At 42.1% G+C, this 19,435-nt stretch carries 18 protein-coding genes and 1 tRNA gene; 14 read left to right on the top strand and 5 right to left on the bottom strand.

Features of this window, described 5'->3' with window-relative positions; all coding sequences use genetic code 11:
• Nucleotides 1-120: 120 nt before the first annotated feature.
• Nucleotides 121-375: an alpha/beta-type small acid-soluble spore protein gene (locus N1I87_RS15005; protein WP_048624017.1), complete on the bottom strand. Its 255-nt coding sequence runs from the start codon at nucleotides 373-375 to the stop codon at nucleotides 121-123.
• 113 nt (nucleotides 376-488) lie between these two features.
• On the opposite strand from N1I87_RS15005, the gene N1I87_RS15000 reads away from it, so the two are divergent.
• A complete protein-coding gene (locus N1I87_RS15000) occupies nucleotides 489-1,592 on the top strand; it encodes an ABC transporter ATP-binding protein (protein ID WP_341102656.1) in 1,104 nt (367 codons plus the stop codon).
• A 52-nt stretch (nucleotides 1,593-1,644) separates the two neighbouring features.
• On the opposite strand, the gene N1I87_RS14995 is transcribed toward N1I87_RS15000, so the two are convergent.
• On the bottom strand, nucleotides 1,645-2,100 hold the full coding sequence (locus tag N1I87_RS14995) for a MarR family winged helix-turn-helix transcriptional regulator (RefSeq protein WP_048624015.1): 456 nt from the start codon (nucleotides 2,098-2,100) through the stop codon (nucleotides 1,645-1,647).
• A gap of 1,004 nt (nucleotides 2,101-3,104) precedes the next feature.
• Here N1I87_RS14995 and N1I87_RS14990 point away from each other — a divergent pair.
• From N1I87_RS14990 to N1I87_RS14970, 5 genes are all read left to right on the top strand, one after another.
• Nucleotides 3,105-3,740, top strand: coding sequence for an HlyD family efflux transporter periplasmic adaptor subunit (locus N1I87_RS14990; RefSeq protein WP_341102653.1), 636 nt, complete (start codon nucleotides 3,105-3,107; stop codon nucleotides 3,738-3,740).
• 36 nt (nucleotides 3,741-3,776) lie between these two features.
• Nucleotides 3,777-5,399 carry a DHA2 family efflux MFS transporter permease subunit gene (locus N1I87_RS14985; RefSeq protein WP_341102651.1) on the top strand — a complete coding sequence of 541 codons (1,623 nt, stop codon included), beginning with the start codon at nucleotides 3,777-3,779 and terminating at the stop codon, nucleotides 5,397-5,399.
• 33 nt (nucleotides 5,400-5,432) lie between these two features.
• Nucleotides 5,433-5,963, top strand: a complete 531-nt coding sequence (locus tag N1I87_RS14980) for an NAD(P)H-dependent oxidoreductase (protein WP_341102649.1) — start codon at nucleotides 5,433-5,435, stop codon at nucleotides 5,961-5,963.
• 12 nt (nucleotides 5,964-5,975) lie between these two features.
• On the top strand, nucleotides 5,976-6,359 hold the full coding sequence (locus tag N1I87_RS14975) for a hypothetical protein (RefSeq protein WP_327804531.1): 384 nt from the start codon (nucleotides 5,976-5,978) through the stop codon (nucleotides 6,357-6,359).
• 440 nt (nucleotides 6,360-6,799) lie between these two features.
• Nucleotides 6,800-7,519 carry a YebC/PmpR family DNA-binding transcriptional regulator gene (locus tag N1I87_RS14970; protein ID WP_048624009.1) on the top strand — a complete coding sequence of 240 codons (720 nt, stop codon included), beginning with the start codon at nucleotides 6,800-6,802 and terminating at the stop codon, nucleotides 7,517-7,519.
• A gap of 752 nt (nucleotides 7,520-8,271) precedes the next feature.
• Here N1I87_RS14970 and N1I87_RS14965 read toward each other — a convergent pair.
• Both N1I87_RS14965 and N1I87_RS14960 read right to left on the bottom strand, forming a co-directional pair.
• Entirely contained in the window at nucleotides 8,272-8,859 is a 588-nt protein-coding gene (locus tag N1I87_RS14965; RefSeq protein ID WP_003352623.1) for a nitroreductase family protein, read from the bottom strand.
• 261 nt (nucleotides 8,860-9,120) lie between these two features.
• Entirely contained in the window at nucleotides 9,121-10,488 is a 1,368-nt protein-coding gene (locus N1I87_RS14960; RefSeq protein WP_003355652.1) for an ISLre2 family transposase, read from the bottom strand.
• 345 nt (nucleotides 10,489-10,833) lie between these two features.
• Between N1I87_RS14960 and efeO the strand changes: the two genes are divergently transcribed.
• The 4 genes from efeO to N1I87_RS14940 all read left to right on the top strand — a co-directional run bounded on the left by efeO (nucleotide 10,834) and on the right by N1I87_RS14940 (nucleotide 15,020).
• On the top strand, nucleotides 10,834-11,688 hold the full coding sequence (efeO, locus tag N1I87_RS14955; protein WP_341102646.1) for an iron uptake system protein EfeO: 855 nt from the start codon (nucleotides 10,834-10,836) through the stop codon (nucleotides 11,686-11,688).
• Entirely contained in the window at nucleotides 11,688-12,995 is a 1,308-nt protein-coding gene (gene efeB, locus N1I87_RS14950) for an iron uptake transporter deferrochelatase/peroxidase subunit (protein WP_341102643.1), read from the top strand. Before efeO ends, efeB begins: the two co-directional genes overlap by 1 nt.
• A gap of 30 nt (nucleotides 12,996-13,025) precedes the next feature.
• Entirely contained in the window at nucleotides 13,026-14,777 is a 1,752-nt protein-coding gene (locus N1I87_RS14945; RefSeq protein WP_341102640.1) for an FTR1 family protein, read from the top strand.
• A 170-nt stretch (nucleotides 14,778-14,947) separates the two neighbouring features.
• A tRNA-Lys gene (locus N1I87_RS14940) sits at nucleotides 14,948-15,020 on the top strand.
• A gap of 340 nt (nucleotides 15,021-15,360) precedes the next feature.
• Here the strand turns inward: N1I87_RS14940 and N1I87_RS14935 are convergent.
• Complete coding sequence (locus tag N1I87_RS14935) at nucleotides 15,361-15,519, bottom strand: hypothetical protein (RefSeq protein WP_341102637.1); 159 nt, start codon at nucleotides 15,517-15,519, stop codon at nucleotides 15,361-15,363.
• Nucleotides 15,520-16,078: 559 nt separating this feature from the next.
• Here N1I87_RS14935 and N1I87_RS14930 point away from each other — a divergent pair.
• The 4 genes from N1I87_RS14930 to N1I87_RS14915 all read left to right on the top strand — a co-directional run bounded on the left by N1I87_RS14930 (nucleotide 16,079) and on the right by N1I87_RS14915 (nucleotide 19,307).
• A complete protein-coding gene (locus N1I87_RS14930; RefSeq protein ID WP_003352614.1) occupies nucleotides 16,079-16,303 on the top strand; it encodes an AbrB/MazE/SpoVT family DNA-binding domain-containing protein in 225 nt (74 codons plus the stop codon).
• Between the two features lie 439 nt (nucleotides 16,304-16,742).
• On the top strand, nucleotides 16,743-17,393 hold the full coding sequence (locus N1I87_RS14925) for an IS607 family transposase (RefSeq protein WP_270584269.1): 651 nt from the start codon (nucleotides 16,743-16,745) through the stop codon (nucleotides 17,391-17,393).
• Nucleotides 17,356-18,534 (top strand): RNA-guided endonuclease InsQ/TnpB family protein, encoded by a 1,179-nt coding sequence (locus tag N1I87_RS14920; RefSeq protein WP_341102633.1) that lies wholly within the window; start codon nucleotides 17,356-17,358, stop codon nucleotides 18,532-18,534. Before N1I87_RS14925 ends, N1I87_RS14920 begins: the two co-directional genes overlap by 38 nt.
• A 185-nt stretch (nucleotides 18,535-18,719) precedes the next feature.
• On the top strand, nucleotides 18,720-19,307 hold the full coding sequence (locus N1I87_RS14915; RefSeq protein ID WP_003352608.1) for a DNA-3-methyladenine glycosylase: 588 nt from the start codon (nucleotides 18,720-18,722) through the stop codon (nucleotides 19,305-19,307).
• Nucleotides 19,308-19,435: the final 128 nt, after the last annotated feature.

The following is a 19,435-nucleotide window of genomic DNA, read 5'->3' as shown; positions in this document are numbered from 1 at the left end:
GCAAGTAGCGATCTGTTTAATAGATAGACGTGAAAGCAGACACGATGAAGAAGTAATGAAACATAAAAGTTGTAGGAAATTATAACTTTTTATAAGTTTTCTGTAACGGAGACCACGTGCTTATTTTCTTTTCGTTAAGTTTTCTTCTGCCAGTTCAATCAATCTTTTCACCATATTTCCGCCGATCTTTCCTCCGATTTTTCCGGCTTGTTCAGATGTCAGATCGCCGTTATACCCTTTTTTTAACGGAACGCCCGCTTCTTTTGCCGCTTCAAATTTGGCATCTTGGGGACGAGAAGTGCCGGCGATATTCGCTTTCAGCTGATCGAGCGCTTTTCTGGCACCGGGTACAAGAGGCCTGTTGTTTCTTGCCATGATCGCATTCCTCCTTTCGTTGATAGTGTGTCCGATTCGAAAAAATTTTTGCTTCATAAATGGGAAAGTTTATACTTGAAGGGAGAAAGGCGTTCGGGAAGGGGAAATGATGAATGGCTGACATCCGGTTTGAACACGTTTCTAAAGTGTATCACGGCGGCATAAAGGCGGTAAGGGATTTTTCATTACATATTTCAGATCAAGAGTTTCTCGTGATAGTAGGTCCGTCTGGAAGCGGAAAATCAACGGTGCTGCGAATGGCTGCGGGGCTTGAAGAGATTACAAAAGGGAATTTATATTTAGACGGAAAATTAATCAACAACATTCCACCGAAAGACCGTGACTTGGCCATGGTGTTTCAACATTACGCTTTGTACCCCCATATGACCGTTTACGGAAATATGGCTTTCAGTTTGAAGCTGCAAAAACTTCCTAAATCAGAGATCGATAAGCGGGTGCGATGGGCGGCAGATGTGCTGGGGTTAAAAGGAAAACTGGATCGGAAGCCGAGGGAGTTGTCGGGAGGCGAGCGGCAGCGAGTAGCGCTGGGAAGGGCCATCGTTCGTCATCCGCAGGCGTTTTTATTCGATGAGCCGCTGTCCAACTTAGATGCGATGCTCCGGGTTCAAATGCGAAATGAAATCAAAAAGCTTCATCAACAATTAAAAACGACTTCTATTTATGTAACGCATGATCAGGTAGAAGCCATGACGTTGGGTACAAGGTTGGTTGTTATGAAAGAGGGGGAAATTCAGCAGGTGGGAACACCGCAAGAAGTGTATGAAAATCCGGCTAATCAATTTGTCGGCGAATTTATCGGTTCCCCCGCGATGAATTTTTTCGTTGGAAGGTTGGAAAATGGTTTCTTTCAGATCGGCGACATGCTTTTTAAGCTGCCGGAACAGAAAGCATCGTTTCTGAAAGCACGCGGGTATGATCGGCAAACGGTCCTTCTAGGCATTCGCCCGGAGCACATTATCGCGTTTTCTGAGGGGATGACAGATTCTGCAACCGTGGTGGCGAATATTCAATTAGTCGAGTTTATGGGGGCCGAAACCATCTTGTCTTTTCTCGTCGGAGGTCAACCATGTTTAGCCAAAGTGCCTTCCGATAAAGGATGGAAAGCGGGAGAACAGGCGGCGTTTCGTTTTCAACTGGAGAAATCCTGCTTTTTTGATGCAAAAACGAAATGGCGGATCGATAAAGCCGGCTCCTGAGCAGGAACCGACTTTTTGTTCGACGTTGATCTATCCTGCTTTCAAAAAGGGATCATTTTTCTTCGGACAAAACCTCGTCGATGACTTGATCGAGCTTTTTATATAATTGGTAAAAGGTCATCAATTCCGCGTTGGAAAAATGAGAAAAAAAGGTGCCCATCAGTTGACTGAAAGATACACTGACAGTTTCCACCAGCTCTTCGCCGGCTTTCGTCAATTGCATCATGACTACTCGTCGATCTGTGTCGGAGTGGCACCTTTCGACAAGCCCGCGTTCAATTAATCGATCAATGATCACAGTAATGGCGCTTGGTTTCACATTCATCATGTCCGCTAATTGAGTCGCTCGGGCAGGACCTTCGCGCTTCAACATTTTCATGATATGATACTGGGGCCCGGTAATCCCGAATGGCTGCATATTTTTTTCTATCAATGGGCGCAGTTTTTTACTAATAGAAACCATAATCATTTCCATTTTATCTAAAAACTCTTTTTCGTATTGGAGCATCTTCATTCGTCCTCTCATATCCCTGCTGATATTTTACCTAATTAAATATTAAACAATTTAAAAGGTGTTGTCAAACTTTCACAAGACAAATAAAAAGTAGGATGATTTGGCCAGAAGGTACTACTTTTATTTTTTTATTCTCATAAATGCGCTTTTATTGGGAGATCAGACGCATTTTTCTCGTTTCGAAAAGAGCAAGAATCCAAGAAAAAAATTGTGACAAAATGGTTGACATTGTGAACTTGTCTGTAATAATATTTAAATCGCTTAAATTTTTATTTAGGAAAGGAGTGAGCCGAGTGCCATCAACATGACCTGATTCATTCCATCGCCGGGAAGTAGGCATGATGGGATCGCTGTCATCCATCCATAAAAAATCAAGTGCTCACTTCAATAAGAATACTTGAACCGTTCACCATCGGTCGTTTCCATTCCGTATGGTTGACGAAATTTCAAAAGCGGCGACCTTTTATATGCAGACAATGGAAAAAAGGTTAACCATCCGTTTCAGTTCTTTAGCATGGTTTGTGGCTAAAAAAGGATTGTGAACTAATCCACAAATAGGAAGTTGGGAGATTGCTAGTTCTTTCGGAAATTTGCTTTTGAAAGAATGGCATTAGTGAAAAATTAAGCCGCTTGCGACTGGAATTGTTTTCGAACGGTTTGATTGAAACGGCGGATCCTGGGTGGAGGATTTTTACTTATTCATGGTATATCCGGACGAAAGGATCCGATGATGGATTTCTGAAAAACCTGCATCGCCAAGGAAGAAATGCGGAAATTAAGTAATGATTCTGCCGTTGAAAAATGGTTTTTCAAAGGGGTGGCGATAAGGTGGCTTGAGCAAAAAAATAACCTTTCACAGGAATTTTTTTGTTCTAAGGGATGGAAATGACTCATTTATACTGGGTTCGCTTCATGGAGGTTTTTTGTGAAAAACTTCCGGTTTCTATTTATGTTAAATGCATAGAGTAAGTATAAAGAGATGAAAGGAGAAAAAGAGAATGTCAAGAGGACGTTTAGTTCTATTGAATTTAGTAGGGATCATTGTCGTGATCTTGTTATTGGCAGGAGGAGCTTATTATTACTATCAAACCACGAACTACTTGAAAACCGATGATGCAAAAGTATCAGCGGATATGGTTCCGGTTGTGGCGACAACTTCCGGAAAATTAGTGGACTGGACCGGAGAAGAAGGAGATAAAGTTTTGAAGGACGATTTGCTTGGAAAAATTTCTGACGGCAAAACGACGATTCCGGTAACATCTCCTGAAAAAGGGACCATTATTAAAAATCAAGTGCAAAAAAATCAAATTGTTCAAGCGGGACAAACGTTGGCTCAAACAGCTGACTTGAGTCACCTCTACATTGTGGCCAATATTAAAGAAACCGATCTTAAGGACATTGAAAAAAGAGATAAAGTAACCATAACGGTTGATGGCGATCCGGATACGACATTTGATGGCAAAGTGGAAAAAATCGGATATGCAACGAACTCTGTTTTCTCTTTATTGCCTGAACAAAATTCCAGCGGAAACTACACAAAAGTCACACAAAAAGTTCCGGTGAAAATTTCGATCAAAGATCCATCGGATAAAGTTCTGCCAGGCATGAACGCAGAAGTGAAAATTTCTAAATAATCGTCATGAATTCAATCGGAAAGGAGGCAGTCGAAAATGGCTTCTGAATCAGCTGATACAACGAACCGAGGAATCCGGCAGCATATCCCGTTATTGGCGGTCCTCATGCTGGGGCTGTTTTTGGCCATCTTGAATCAGACGCTTCTAAGCGTTGCCATGCCCCATATGATGACGGATTTTGGGGTTGGAGCTACGACGATCCAATGGCTGTCTACAGGATTCATGCTAGTCAACGGAGCGTTGATTCCGTTGTCAGCCTTTTTAATCGAACGTTTCGGCACTCGGATTTTGTTTTTAGTGGCCATGGTATTTTTTACGTTGGGGACTTTTATATGCGGAATTGCCCCTAATTTTTCCACCATGTTAATCGGTCGTTTAATTCAAGCGGTTGGCGGCGGAGTGATGCAGCCTCTCGTTATGACGATCATTATGTTTGTTTTCCCGCCGGAAATGCGCGGAAGAGGGATGGGGCTTTTTGGTTTGGCGATGATGTTTGCCCCGGCTATCGGCCCAACTTTATCAGGATGGGTGATTGAAAACTACACTTGGCGCATTATGTTTTACGCCATGGTGCCTCTGGGAATTTTAATCATTCTGATTTCCTTCTTTACATTGCGAAACATTATGGAGCCGAAAAAGATCAAACTCGATTATTTGGGAGCTTTATTGTCTTTAATAGGCGTGGCTTCTCTATTATATGGAGTCAGTGAAGCGGGAACAGACGGATGGACTGATTCGGTCGTTGTCACAACGATTGTCATTGGTTTGATTGGCATTGTAGCCTTTGTCGTTCAACAATTAACATCGAAAAAACCGATTCTTGATTTTCGCGTTTTTAAATACGATATGTTTTCGTTATCCAATGTGATTAACGCGATCATTACAGTGGCGATGTTTGCGGGGATTTTCTTGCTGCCGATCTATTTGCAAAATTTGCGGGGATTTACACCGCTTCAAGCCGGATTGTTAATGCTTCCGGGTGCACTTGTCATGATGGTGATGTCGCCCGTCTCAGGTATGCTGTTTGATAAAGTAGGACCGCGGCCGCTTGCGGCAGTCGGCTTACTTGTCACGATCTTGACAACCTATGAATTTACTCGCTTATCCATCCATACTTCTTATGAACATATTTTAGGCCTTTACATGATTCGTTCTTTTGGGATGTCGCTATTGATGATGCCGATTATGACAGCCGGAATGAATCAATTGCCTAGACATTTGAACAGCCATGGAACGGCGATGACGAATACGCTTCGCCAAATATCCGGTGCGTTGGGAACCAGTTTAATTACCACTATCTATTCCAACAGAACCAATTTCCATTATGCGAACTTGGCGGATGGCATGAGCACAGCTGATCCAACGTTTATGCAGTCGTTTCAAGCTTTTGTCCATTCGATGGCGGGGGCGACGCATTTGCCGGTGGAAATGGCTCAGCAACTTTCTGTTTTTTCACTTTACAGCCAAATCTTGCTGAAAGCCAATGTGAACGGAATCAATGATGCCTTCTATTGGGCAACCGGGTTATGTATCGTCGGGCTCATCCTAAGCTTGTTTTTGCGCGATGTCCGAAAAGACAAAGTACGCGATAAAACGGCAAAAAGAAAGCGGAATGTTCCAATGCTTCCTTCTCCTTCTGAGCGGCCGAAGGAAGTGTAAGCTTAAGTTTCAAAGAACAGGAGGGTAGACCCTATGAAAATTTATGTGGTGTATGACAGCGAAGGCGGGCATACAAAAACTCTCGCTGAAGCCATTGCGGAGGGTGCGAAGAAAGTGCCCGGAGCGGAAGTCCTCATCGATCATGTGAAGGATGCCGATATTTATAAACTTCCGGAAATGGATGCCATTATTTGGGGAGGACCGGGACATTTTGGCACGGTCAGTTCAGGCTTGAAAACTTGGATTGACCGTCTCGGCTACCTTTGGGCGGAAGGAAAGCTGGTGAATAAAGTTGGAGCCGTTTTTTGCACGACTGCTACGATTCACGGCGGCATTGAATCCACCATGCTGAATTTGATCACCCCCATGCTTCACCATGGAATGATTGTCGTCGGCTTGCCGGGGAATATTCCTGAAAATGCTTTTTACGGTTCGTATTATGGCGTGGGAATCAGCTGTCCGCCTGACTCCCCTGAACCGATTGACAACAATGGGTTGGAATTGGGAAGGGCCCTTGGTGAGCGGGTGGCTCGGGTGGCCAAGAAAATGGCAGAGGAAGAATAGGGGGATGACCGGATGCTGACAACGATTATTTGTATCATCCTTTCGATTTTGGTACTCACCGGTTTAGTGACCGTCAATACCCGTGCCGTCACTAAGGAACCATCAGGCCGATCGGAGGAAGAACGTACTCAACGTCAAGAAGAGGAAGAGTCCGGAACTGATCGGCCGCCGCTCTCCCAATCTGACGATCATGTCCGGCATCACGAGGATGAAGATCTTCAATCGATCATGGCGGATGACGAGTATCGGCAAGTGCTGAAAAACTTTTGGAAGCAAGTTTCGAAAGACGCCGACCATTCAGATGAGGAAAATCCTCCAAAAGAGGAAGATCCCATAAAAGATGATCAATATCGGGAAGCTTTGCGTTTGATGAATAAAGATCAAGATGACCAATAAAAACCATCAGCAGAAACTTGCTTTTCTGCTGATGGTCCTTTTTTTGCCGTTTCACCAATGTGTTTGGCAGGGATCTTGTCTCAGTAAGTTTAATAGCAAAAGGATCGTTTCCGTAAAGGATAAAAAAACTTATCCATATTTTTCTGAATCGGAAAATGATAGTAAATTTTGCGTGAAAAGCAGCAAAAACGGCATTCCTTCATGTTTCATCCAGGAATAAGGAAAAAACAGGCGGAATAGAAGATATTGTATCTTTTTCTTGAAACGTATGAAACAACACTCGAAACCACCTATGCAATTGGTGTATAATTCAAAAGCAGATAAGTGCGTCATCTTCATGTATGATTTAGTGGTTTTATGAAAAATTCCGTCTCCACACCTTGAATGGATGTTTTAAAAGTGTTGTGAATCATTTTGTGTCGGAAAGAGAGTGGAACTTCATGGGACGTAAATGGAATAATATAAAAGATAAAAAAGCTGCGAAAGATGCGAATATGAGTCGTATTTATGCGAAATTTGGACGTGAAATTTATGTAGCGGCCCGGCAAGGAGAACCGGATCCGGAAGCCAACCGTGCGTTAAAAGTGGTACTGGAACGTGCGAAAACGTATAATGTGCCTAAAGCGATTATTGAACGTGCGATTGAAAAAGCGAAGGGCGGTTCCGATGAAAACTACGATGAACTTCGTTATGAAGGATTCGGACCAAATGGATCGATGGTGATCGTGGACGCACTGACGAATAATGTGAATCGTACGGCGTCAGAAGTGCGTGCAGCGTTTGGAAAGAATGGCGGTAATTTAGGTGTGAGCGGGTCCGTAGCTTATATGTTTGATGCCACGGCGGTTATTGGAGTCGAAGGGAAAACAGCGGATGAAGTGCTGGAATTATTATTAGAAGCAGATGTGGACGTACGGGACGTATTTGAAGAAGATGACACGGTTATCGTATATGCTGACCCTGATCAATTTCATGCCGTTCAAGAAGCATTCAAGAATGTGGGAATAACGGATTTTAAAGTGGCGGAATTAACGATGATTCCACAAAATTACGTCACCCTTTCAGAAGAAGATCAAGCCAAATTTGAAAAAATGATTGACGCATTAGAAGATTTAGAAGATGTTCAGCAAGTGTACCACAATGTGGATTTAGGGGAATAACTTCCGAGTATTTGCCCAAAAAGAACGATCCAGCAACAACAAAGGTTGCTGGGTTTTTTTATGCTTTAAAAATGTACTAAAGGGAATAAATAGGATTTTTTCTCGAAGGATGGAGAGTAGACCAATCGAGGCATAAAGGGCGAGTGTTCTCAGCAGGATGTAATCAACGCTCTTTTCTTGTAAATAAGGGATAAATTTTCTTCCGTTTTTTGCGCATATTAAGGAATGCATGTTACCTATATGCGAAGGAGGGAGTTCGTTGGCTAAGAAAAAAGACGGCGGAACGAAACAAAACAGCAAGCAAAAGCCGAAGGGGAAAACATCCGGTTCAGCTAATGGCCAAAACGGCTACCATTAGGTGCATTTTAATGTGACGATCTCAAAATGGGCGAGACTCCTGCGGGAAAAGCAAGACTAGGCGATACCTAGCAGCGAGGGACGAGCGAGAAGGCTGCGGTTCGCCCGCGGAAAGCGAATGAAATTCGCGATCATACTATAAAAAGATTTACATTAAAAAGGGTGCCCCGGGTTATCTGACTGACTTCCGGGGCACCGTTTTTTTACGAGAAAAAATCGTTCAATATTCATTCAAAATAGCTTGTAATCACACGATAAAACGATCGAACCTATACTCGACCGCTTAGCTCTTGGCGTATTCGATTAAAACGAAAACGCCAGAAAAAACAATGAAAACGATCAAAGAAACGTAACAGATATGTACGATGTGTGAAAGATAAGAGGTACACCACTGCTTATTTAAGCGGTTCGCCAAAGCTGCCTTCAAAGATGGATTCTTTCACAGGCCGGCGAGTGGATGGCACTTCTCTTTCTTGCAAGTGTGGCGGCAAAGCTTCTTTTTCTCCTTGATAGCCAATGGCGATAAGAGCATCGATCGCATAGTCTTCCGGAATATTCAATACTTCACGAGCTTTGTCAAAATCAATTCCTGTCATCGGATGCGTAATCAAGCCTTTTCTCGTTGCTTCCAAGGATAAATAACCCCAAGCGGCGCCTGCGTCGAAAGCGTGAGAACCGATATTGCCCCTTTCACTAGTCAATTGAGAGATAATCAAAGCGAATGCGGGAGCTTTTTTGCACCAAGTTTGGTTAAATTCACCGATGAACGTCATGAATTTTTCCCGGTCTTCTTTAGTCCGAGCCAGAATGAAGCGCCATGGTTGAAGGTTGAAAGCAGACGGCGCCCATCGTGCCGCTTCAAACAGGCTAAGCAGGATATCTTCCGGCACCTCTTTTTCTAAAAATGAACGTGGAGACCAGCGCTCTAAAAATACAGAATCAATTTCGTATTCCGGCTGACGTACGACTTCCGTTTTCCCCATAGGAACCCCTCCTACCATGTCGTTTATATGAATCTAGTTCTATTGTAAAACAGTTTTATTTTTCAGACAAATAATTGGTTTTTTCTGAGTCAGTCAAGATTTTGTGGGAACTTGAGTCAGTCAAGACTTTGTGGGAACTTTTTTGGTTCGCTAAAAAACAGGTGTAAGTCATAGGTTAGCGAACCATTTTTTTGAATTTCATCCGTAAGCGCTTTCGGACTCTCATCCCTTGCCATGACAGACGAATATGTATACCTTTTTTTACCATCCCTTGAATTCAGACAGGGCATGATAGATCGGAGTCCCGGACGATTGCTGTAAATATGGCACGTTATTCCGCGTTACCTCTGGAAGAAGACGGCGGATGCGTTGTTTCGCCTTGTTCACGATCGTCTGTTTGGTAGATGCCGTTTCCTCCGCCGGATGCGACGATTCTTCTCCTAAACGATGTCCGAAAAGACGAATCCCATCCATCCGGGCAATCATTGCCTTGAAAAACGCCCTGAGTCCCTTGTCTGTCCAACTGCGGCGGTATTTCACCCGATACGCCAGCTGGCTCATCACGCTTTCAGCCCTCCCCATCGGATACATGCCCGTTGTGTCCACTCCTTGCTCCTTCAGCCATTCCCGGTAATCACGGATGCATCCCGGCATCGATTCGATCCGGTGGATCAAGGCAGCCAGCTGTTGTTCTTTCGCTTCGTCCCCCAGCGTGCCGAGGGCGCTGTTCAGTTCCACAAGCAGCTTCTCTTCATCCTGCTTCGCCAGCTTTTGCCGAATCGCCTGCCACCGTGGATGGCCCGAGAGGCATTGGCGCAACTCACGCGCCACGTGGAATCGATCCAATTGGAAGCAGACCCGTCCCTTGAAATACTCCCGGCACGCGGTAATCCATGGAGCGCCGTCCCCGTTGATGACAAGAAGATCCCGACACGGATCATAGGCATATTCGTTCATCAAAAATTCCTCGAAGCCTTCCCACACCTCCCCCTTGCCTTCATGGACGTAATGGCGCTGATTCACGAATTCGATCCGTGAGCCGTTGCGCTTCCATCCTTCGTGAACGGTCAGGATTTTGTCTTCCTTGGCCCGTTTTCCCTTCCCTTGGAGAGAGACAAACAGTCCATCGGCCTCCACAAACAGCACCCGTCCATATCGCTGGTCAACCGGGCAGTGCAGCGGAACTTCAGCCTCGAGCACCAACTGGCGGATCGTCTCATGGCTCATCACCGGATACCCGACCATCTGGGCAAGCGTATGAGCCGCTTTGCGATAGGAAGAGCACTCCACAGCCAATCCCATCGCCGTTTCTTCTAGACAAGGGCTGATTGACTGCGATCCATCAAACGCTAAAAAGGAATCAAGCAAAAACGTGTAACGGTTTTGTTCTCGGTCTAAATAGTAGTTTCGCTCAAAGGTAACTTCGCCAAACAAGGTTTGAATCGTGGTGCGTCGTTTGTCTTTCAAGTGGTACCGGCGCTTGTCCCGGGTTTCCGCCAATTGTCGGTCGATGTCCTCCAACAGAGCCGTAAACAGCTCGGTGAAGGCGTTTTGCAAGGCTCGAAACAAATCAAGTTCGATCTCTTTCCATGTCAACGAATTTGTGGTAAGATGTTGTTGAATATTCATAGGACTCTCTCCTCCTGTTTGATGGTGTGAACAATGATCATCTTACCAGGGAGAGAGTCCTTTTTTCATGTTTCCTGCTTGGGATCCTACCGCGCTTTGCTTGGTGGCCCCGATGAGGGGGATTGCGAACCTACGTTCCCAACCCCCTCATCGGGGAATTCTAAGAATTTCTCCCACAAACATTTTACTCACACGTTTTTTCTCTTTTTGTTGGATTTTTGTGAAAAATGAATGAAAATAGTATTGAAAATGATTCTCATTATTATATATAATACATTTGTAACGGTTTGATATTTTATTCGATTGATAGAATACATATTCATCTATAGAGGAGGAAAAAGAAAAGTGAAAATTTGGAAAGCTGCATTCGTGACATTGTTATCATCCAGCCTGTTATTCGGCTGTTCTCAATCTTCTAAAACAGACTCTGAGCCTAAGAAGACGGACAAAAGTGCTTCAACACAGCAGTCAAATGAATTGTCTCAAGTAACAAAAGAGTATCGAGATTATACTATTGGAGAAATAGATGAACTTGTAAAAGACACGGAACAATTTACAAACGCTGTCAAAAGCGGTCACATAGAAAAGGCAAAACAAATTTATCCGCTGGCTCGGATGCATTATGAGCGGTCAGAACCGATTGCAGAAGTATTTGGAGACCTCGATCCTGAAATTGACGCCCGTGAAGGAGATGTTCCGGCATCGGAATGGCGGGGATTCCATCGAATTGAAAAAGGTTTGTGGAAAGAGAACACGACAGTTGGCTATGAGCAATATGCAGACCAATTGTTGAAAGATGTAAAATTGCTGCGTGCCAAAGTAGAAACGGTCAAAGTGACGCCGGACATATTAATTACCGGTGCGGTTGATTTATTGAATGAAGTGTCGACATCGAAAGTAACGGGGGAAGAAGATCGCTATTCCCATACTGATTTATACGATTTTGCCGCAAATGTCCAAGGAGCTGAAAAAATTTATGAGTTGCTGAAGCCTGCTTTAGAGAAAAAAGACAAGAAGCTTTCGGATGAAATCGGAAGTCATTTTGATCAAGTCAACCAATTGCTCAATCAGCATAAAAAAGGCGACGGATATGTTCCATACACTGAGTTAACGTCCGCAGAAGTAAAAGAATTAAGCCAAGCGATTGATGCACTGGCAGAGCCTCTTTCCAAAATGGGCATTGTTGTGGAGGGATCATAATGACGGAACAATCGAAGAAACAACCGGAAGAACCAACTTTTTTGTCTAAGCAGATTTCCCGCAGAGATATGCTGAAAATAGCGGGAGCCGGAGGAATTGGCCTTGCGCTTGGGGCTAGCGGCGCCGGCAGTTTGCTGACGATGACGAACTTATTCCCGGAAGCGGCCGAAAAAGATAAAGAGGACGAAACCGTTCCTTTTTATGGTACCCATCAAGCAGGAATTGCGACACCGATGCAAAATCATGTGTACTTTGCTGCAATGGATGTAACTGCTGAGAGCCGATCAGAATTAATCCAACTCTTTCAAGATTGGACGAAAGCCGCCGCTTTGATGACGGCCGGAAAGCCGGTCGGAGAGAATTCCGGCAACGACTTTTTGCCCCCTAAAGATACAGGAGAAGCAGCGGAGCTTTCGCCTTCTAATTTAACGATTACCTTTGGTGTGGGGCCCACGCTTTTTGTAAAAGATGGAAAGGATCGCTTTGGCTTAAAGCGTAAGCAACCCGGAGAATTAAAAGAACTGCCGAAGTTTCCTCTCGATGCGTTGGATGAGAAATGGTGCGGAGGAGATTTATGCATTCAAGCATGCGCCGATGATGCCCAGGTGGCCTTCCATGCGGTCCGAAATTTGGTCAGAATCGCCCGCGGCAAAGCGACGATCCGCTGGGCGCAAGCCGGGTTTCAGCGTTCCAAGCAAGCGGCTTCCTCCAAAAAAGATACGCCGCGGAATTTATTTGGATTTAAAGATGGAACGGTCAATCCTGATGTGCGCAATGCAAAAGAAATGAACCAGTATGTATGGGTTCAGCCGGGAGACGGGCCTAATTGGCTAATCAACGGATCTTATTTAGTCGTCAGAAGAATTCAAATGCATATTGAAGTATGGGACAGGTCCAGTTTGCGCGACCAAGAAGAGACTTTTGGCCGTCATAAAGCAAGCGGGGCTCCGCTTGGTCAAAAAGATGAATTCGATCCTCTTGATTTAAAGAAAAAACGGCCAGATGGTCAATATTACATTCCGGTCGATTCACATGTTCGGCTGGCGCATCATGACGGAACGGAAAAAATTTTGCGTCGTTCATATTCTTATGCCGACGGGATGGATCCAAAAACCGGAAGTTTGGACGCAGGCTTGCTCTTTATGTGCTACCAACGCAAGCCTAGCCGGCAATTTATTCCCATTCAATCCAGGCTTTCTCAAAACGACAAATTAAACGAATATATTACCCATCGCGGAAGCGCCATTTTTGCCTGCTTCCCCGGTGTAAAAAAAGGTGGCTATATCGGAGAGTCTCTGTTTGAATAGAGTCTCGTTTGGAAATGAGGAGATGATATTTTGAAACGATCTCACATCATCATCGTCATGATCGGCATATTGGTTTGTTTTCTAAAGATTTCTCCTGCTTATGCCGAGAAAGGGTATGATGAATTGTATGTTCCTATCGGTGATGCATTAACGCATACGCAATCATCAGCTGACTGGGATGTCATTCAAAAGGATATCCAGCAATTTGAGCAAGAATGGAATACGCTTCAAAAACCAAGCGGCAAACAGGAAAAGCAGATCAACCAAGAACTGGAAAAGACGAAAAAAGCTTTACACGAAAAAAATGCAGGGGATCTCCGTCATGCTCTCTCCGCTTTATCAAGCCAGCTGATTCTTTTGGAAGAACAGCAATCAAAAGGCAATAAAGAGGAAGAAAAAGATAAAGTCCGTCAACTGCAGCCGATGATGGAACAAATGAAAACTTTGATTGAAAGTAAAAAATGGGAACAAGCCTATAATCAATATCGCCAATTTGAGACCGTATGGAATCGAGAGGCGGAAATGGCTGTTCGACAACAAAGTGTTGCCTCTTATGGAGAAATCGAAAAAAATATGTCCTTTTTGCGAATTGCTCTTACCCAAGAGCCAGTGGATCAAAAAAAGGCAACAGACAGCCTTCAGTCATTGAAACAATCGGTTGATGACTTTTTATCCGGAAAGGCGTCCGCCAAAACGAACTCAAAAGAGTATACTCTTTCTGATTTAAACCGACTATTAAAGGATAGTGTCCAAGCGATCCAAAAGGATGATAAATCAAAGGCCGTTTCCTCCTTAAATGAGGTTTTAACGATTTGGCCGATGGTAGAAGGGGAAGTTCAAACTCGGGACGCTGCATTGTACAATGATATGGAGACGAAAGTACCGACGGCAGTCAGTATTTTAAGCTCCAACAGCGGTGATATCCATAAGGCAGAAGCCATCATCAATGACTTACATTCCCGCCTCGAGTCTCTAATGAAACAAACAAGCTACAGCATTTGGGACGCTGCTTTGATTTTGCTGCGTGAAGGCATGGAAGCATTGCTTGTGATTGCGGCTCTTGTCGCCTTTTTGAAAAAAACGAATCAGGCGGAAAAACAAAAATGGATATGGGGAGGGGCCGGCGCTGGTATTCTCGCCAGTGCATTGTTTGCGATCGTGTTAAGTTTGGCCTTTTCCAAAATGACAGGTGCTTCCAGCCGTGAGTATATTGAAGGGTTTGCCGGAATCGTTGCTGTTGTCATGATGTTAACGGTAGGGGCATGGCTTCATAATAAGTCCAACGTTCGTCAATGGAATCGGTATATCCAGCAGCAAATGAATCAAGCGCTTGAAGGCGGCCGTCTTTGGACGATGTCGTTGATCAGTTTTCTTGCTATTTTCAGAGAAGGAGCAGAAACCATTATTTTTTATGTTGGGATGGCTCCTTCGATGAGTGTCGGCCGATTGCTGGCAGGAATCGGAATAGCGTTGGTCATCTTGTTCATCGTTGGGTTTTTGATTATTCATTTTAGCGTCAAAATCCCGGTCCGGCCGTTTTTCTTGGTTGCTACTGTGCTGATTTACTTCTTATCGTTTAAAATTCTCGGAGTAAGCGTCCATGCCTTGCAAGTTGCCAAGTTGCTTCCGGCGCATACTTTGGCATCTTTGCCTAATATTGAATGGATCGGTTTTTATCCGACAATGGAAACGATCCTTCCGCAGATTGTACTGGTTGTCCTCATTGCAGGAGCGGCTTACTGGGTAGAGAAATCAAACCGTAAAAGTGAGAAGGCGGCTTAACCTAATAAGGGGAGCGTTCCGTATGAATCACCGGTCGCCTTCTCTTGATGTCGATTCGATCCATATCGGAACATTCGCGCTCCCCGGATTTTTTGAGGTAAAACTTTCATCCGTAAAGGCTTGATTTATAAAGTAAATTATGGTAACATAATAGATGTTCTTAAGAAGACGGGGCATTAGCTTAGTTGGGAGAGCAGCTGACTCTTAATCAGCAGGTCGCAGGTTCGAACCCTGCATGCCCCATTATAAAGTCCAAAAAAGCAAGGCGTTTTAAAGGCGCCTTGCTTTTTCGTTTGTCGGCAAATCCGAAACCGGGATTTGCCGATAGCTTTTTTGTGTGTCATTAAAAAATAGAGATGGATGAAATGCTGGCAAAGATACTTTTGCTGCGATGAATGTGAAGAAGGTGGCTTGCCGGCCATCGAAAAGTCCGGTAATAGCATAAAATAAGCTTTTTGGCGTGGTCTGACCGCAATCTTTAAAAGCATGAAAATGACAAAAGACATCCGAATGTGTTTATTCGGATGCCTTTTGTCTACGCTCTGGAAGGATAATGCTTTGATTTCTGGTCATTTTTTATTGCTCATCGTTTTTTGTCATAGTTTCGAAGCAAAATCGCTAAAACAAAGAAAAAAGCAAAAAGCCCCCATGCTGTCAGCCCTTGTCTTTTGATAATTCCGAATATAAGGACCGAAATGCCCGACAAAACAAATGAAATTTGGCTTAAAGTGTTTTTATTCATTCTATTCGCCATCCTATTGCAATTTTTAATTATCCCTAATGTTTCATGTCCCTATCAGACCCCTTAAAAATCCCTTTTTTCTCAGCAGCAGTTTCAAAATACAAGGAAAATTTTTATCAAAAACAACTTTTTCCCAATAAGAATAGTCATTTTTTAACCATTCTAGTATATGCTCTCTTTCTTAAAGATCCGATTTGGTAACATTGAAATGGATCGTTGCAATCATTTTCTGCTTACTTTCCAGTTTTTTGATTTCCGTTTTCCCTAATCAGAATATAACGCATCCATCATGATGATATTTTTATGATGAGTATTTCTTGTTGTTTTTTTGACATTAAGGGGAAGCGAGGCCCTTTACATCATTCATTTTACACTATTTCAGGCGTTTGTGATGGCATAAAAAAGAGGATTCAATATCAAATTCCCTTAATGTCATAGCTGCTATTTTGGAAGGGGCTGATGATAGTCCCTTTAATAATTTCAGAGGAATTGTGCATGATTATGGTCTCTGGCATATTAAGCGGGCGAAATTGCTATAATAAAGGCTGGTGGTGATTGAATGGAAAGAAAAATCAGAAGGATCGGCAACTCATTAGGTGTCAATTTGCCTGCTGATATGCTGAAAGAAATACAATTAAATGAGGGCGACACCGTTGAAGTCGAGTTGCGAAAAGACAAAGGTGAGATCGTACTAAGAAACAAAAAAATCACGCCTATCAATAGTGATTTTGAATCACGAGTGATAGACGTTGTGGAAAAATATTTTGACATAACAAGAAAGTAGAAACCTGTACGAATTCATGAGAATAGGGGGCGGGCAGACTCTATTCTCTAGTTATATGTTATTACATTGTTATAACATTGTAAATACTTTTTGTTTAAAAAATTATCCTCGGCTGTATTGAAGACTGATTAAGTTTGATGCGGCCTCAGAGAGTGTAGACAAAAAGGCGTCCGGTTATGCCCAATCGGATGCCTTTTTGTCTACATTCTGAAGCAAGGCGTTTTAAAGGCAGGCGCCTTGCTATTTTTAGGTTTTTTCTTTGTAATGAAAAGAGAAAGGGATTTCGATAATATTATCATGAAAGCTAGGAATAACAGCAAAGTGGAGGAAAAAGAAATGGAAGGGCATAAACAGTTTTAAATAACTTATAAAAAGTTATAAAATTTTTATTTACTTTATAATTTTTTTATGCTATATTTAATTTAAGGAGGAATATAGCATGAGATATTATAGCATTCATGAATTTTCCAAATTAATCAATCGAACGCCACAAACTTTAAGAAATTGGGACAAAAGTGGAAAATTAAAACCACATCATACTGGCTCAAACGGCTATAGATATTATTCTCACGATCAACTTAAAGAGGTACTTGGTATTAAAGAAACTAGTCAAAAAGTGGTTGGTTATTGCAGAGTTTCTTCTAATAAACAAAAAGATGATTTGCAAAGACAAGTTGAAAATATGAAAAAATATTTAGAATCGTTAAATGTTGAATATGAAATCATTCAAGACATTGGTAGTGGGATTAATTACAAGAAAAAAGGTTTGCGTCAACTAATCAAAATGATAAATAACAAAGAAGTAGATAAAATAGTAGTATTCCATAAAGATAGGCTTCTTAGATTTGGTTTTGAATTGGTTGAGTATATGGCAAACCTTAATGGGTGTGAGATTGAAGTTTTAGATAGCACTGAAAAAACAGATGAACAAGAACTTGTAGAAGATTTAATACAGATTGTTACAGTATTTAGTTGTAGATTACAAGGAAAACGTGCTAATAAAACTAGAAAGTTAGTAGATGAATTAATTGAGGAAAATGAGGAGTTGCTAAATGATAAAGTCAATAAAAGTGATGTTGAAACCAAATAATAAGCAAAAAACTAAATTATTTCTATATGCGAATACAGCTAGATTTGCTTATAATTGGACAATTGCAAAGCAACAAGAAAATTATCAAAATGGTGGTAAATTCATCAATGATTCAACTTTGAGAAAACAGTTTACTCAAATGAAAAATCTTGATGAATTTAATTGGCTGAATAATGTAAGTAATAATGTAACGAAACAAGCTATTAAAGATGCTTGTGATGCTTACAAACGATTTTTTAAAGGACTATCAAAATATCCAAAATTTAAGAGTAAAAAGAAATCTACACCCAGTTTTTATCAAGACAATGTGAAAATTAAATTCACAAAAACACATGTAAAAGTAGAAGGATTTGCTTCAAGTAAGAAGTCGAATAAACAAAAGATAAATTGGATTCGATTAGCAGAAAAAGGACGTATTCCATTTGGTGAAAATGTTAAGTATATGAATCCTCGATTTACATTTGATGGTTTGAATTGGTGGGTATCTGTTGGGATAGAAACAGATAGTGGTTATTCTCCTTCAAAAACAGAAGGAATAGGTATTGACTTAGGAATAAAAGATTTAGCTGTTTGTTCTGATGGTAAAGTTTATGGAAATATTAATAAAACAAAAAGAATTAGGCAATTAGAAAAGAAAAAGCGCAGGTTGCAACGTAAAATTTCAAGAAAATATGAAAAAGGAAGGGAGGGAAACCGTTACAGGAAAACCAACAACATTATAAAAAGTGAAAAGCAACTTTTAAAAGTTTCACGAAGACTAACGAATATTCGTCATAACTACATACATCAAATCACTTCTGAAATCGTAAACAGAAAACCAATGTTTATTGTTTTAGAAGATTTGAATGTAAAAGGTATGATGAAAAATAAACATTTAGCTGAATCTGTTCAACAACAGTGTTTCCATGAATTTAGAAGACAAATTGAATACAAGTCAAATTGGAATAATATTCGCTTCATTTTGGCGGATAGATGGTTTCCAAGTTCTAAGTTGTGTTCTTGTTGCGGAAAAGTTAAAAAAGACTTGAAGTTATCCGATAGAACTTTTGAATGCGAATGTGGAAATATTGTTGATCGAGATTATCAAGCGTCTATAAATCTTAAAAAATATGGTGAAAATGTTTTAGAATCTGCATCTTAACAATGCAAGTTAATGCAGACATGTACCGATTCGTTAGTCGGGAATTTACGACTTTGGAGTGTTACACCAAATGCAAGTAGCGATCTGTTTAATAGATAGACGTGAAAGCAGACACGATGAAGAAGTAATGAAACATAAAAGTTGTAGGAAATTATAACTTTTTATAAGTTTTCTGTAACGGGCATATGAAGTATCAACCATTGCCGATAGAATTTTTCCAGAAGCCGACCCTTGAATTGGCAAAAGCCTTGCTTGGCTGTCTGCTTGTAAAAGAGACGGAAGAGGGAATAGCCTCTGGCTTTATTGTAGAGACGGAAGCATATATGGGTCCGACCGACCGCGCAGCCCACAGCTATGGCAACAGGAGGACAAAACGGACGGAGATTATGTTTCATGAAGCCGGGGTGGCTTATACATACGTGATGCATACCCATTGTTTGTTTAATGTAGTAAGCGGCGGCAAAGAACAGCCGGAAGCGGTGCTGGTTCGTGCTCTTGAACCTTATGACGGCATCGATTTGATGTTTCAAAGAAGGAGCAAGATTAAGGACGTGCGCCAGCTGACAAACGGCCCCGGCAAATTGACGAAGGCTTTAGGGATTACAATGGCAGACTATGGCCGTCCTCTTCAAAAACCTCCCTTGTTTATAGCAAAAGGATTTGTACCTGAGGCAATTTCACAAGGAAAGAGAATCGGCATCGAAAATACGGGAGAAGCAAAAGACTACCCATGGCGATTCTGGGTAAGTGGAAACCGATTTGTTTCGAAATAGATCAAAATTCCACCAAAAACGATGACAGAAGAAGTGTTTGACGCAGGGATGATGGTAAGAAAAAAATCGATGTGATGGAGAGGGGCGATCTATAGATAGTATCTATCCGATCATTTGATTTTAAATGA

Origin of the sequence: Bacillus sp. FSL W8-0102 (assembly GCF_038007225.1) — a bacterium.
Taxonomy (GTDB): Bacteria; Bacillota; Bacilli; order Bacillales; family DSM-4216; genus Bacillus_O; species Bacillus_O smithii.
The sequence above is the reverse complement of the archived record's forward strand: the minus strand, read 5'-3'. Positions and strand labels throughout refer to the sequence as shown.

Coding starts and splice junctions, on each gene's coding strand:
- N1I87_RS15005 (WP_048624017.1), bottom strand. CDS start 375: ATGGCAAGAAACAACAGGCCTCTTGTACCCGGTGCCAGAAAAGCGCTC.
- N1I87_RS15000 (WP_341102656.1), top strand. CDS start 489: ATGGCTGACATCCGGTTTGAACACGTTTCTAAAGTGTATCACGGCGGC.
- N1I87_RS14995 (WP_048624015.1), bottom strand. CDS start 2,100: ATGCTCCAATACGAAAAAGAGTTTTTAGATAAAATGGAAATGATTATG.
- N1I87_RS14990 (WP_341102653.1), top strand. CDS start 3,105: ATGTCAAGAGGACGTTTAGTTCTATTGAATTTAGTAGGGATCATTGTC.
- N1I87_RS14985 (WP_341102651.1), top strand. CDS start 3,777: ATGGCTTCTGAATCAGCTGATACAACGAACCGAGGAATCCGGCAGCAT.
- N1I87_RS14980 (WP_341102649.1), top strand. CDS start 5,433: ATGAAAATTTATGTGGTGTATGACAGCGAAGGCGGGCATACAAAAACT.
- N1I87_RS14975 (WP_327804531.1), top strand. CDS start 5,976: ATGCTGACAACGATTATTTGTATCATCCTTTCGATTTTGGTACTCACC.
- N1I87_RS14970 (WP_048624009.1), top strand. CDS start 6,800: ATGGGACGTAAATGGAATAATATAAAAGATAAAAAAGCTGCGAAAGAT.
- N1I87_RS14965 (WP_003352623.1), bottom strand. CDS start 8,859: ATGGGGAAAACGGAAGTCGTACGTCAGCCGGAATACGAAATTGATTCT.
- N1I87_RS14960 (WP_003355652.1), bottom strand. CDS start 10,488: ATGAATATTCAACAACATCTTACCACAAATTCGTTGACATGGAAAGAG.
- efeB (WP_341102643.1), top strand. CDS start 11,688: ATGACGGAACAATCGAAGAAACAACCGGAAGAACCAACTTTTTTGTCT.
- N1I87_RS14935 (WP_341102637.1), bottom strand. CDS start 15,519: ATGAATAAAAACACTTTAAGCCAAATTTCATTTGTTTTGTCGGGCATT.
- N1I87_RS14930 (WP_003352614.1), top strand. CDS start 16,079: ATGGAAAGAAAAATCAGAAGGATCGGCAACTCATTAGGTGTCAATTTG.
- N1I87_RS14925 (WP_270584269.1), top strand. CDS start 16,743: ATGAGATATTATAGCATTCATGAATTTTCCAAATTAATCAATCGAACG.
- N1I87_RS14920 (WP_341102633.1), top strand. CDS start 17,356: ATGATAAAGTCAATAAAAGTGATGTTGAAACCAAATAATAAGCAAAAA.
- N1I87_RS14915 (WP_003352608.1), top strand. CDS start 18,720: ATGAAGTATCAACCATTGCCGATAGAATTTTTCCAGAAGCCGACCCTT.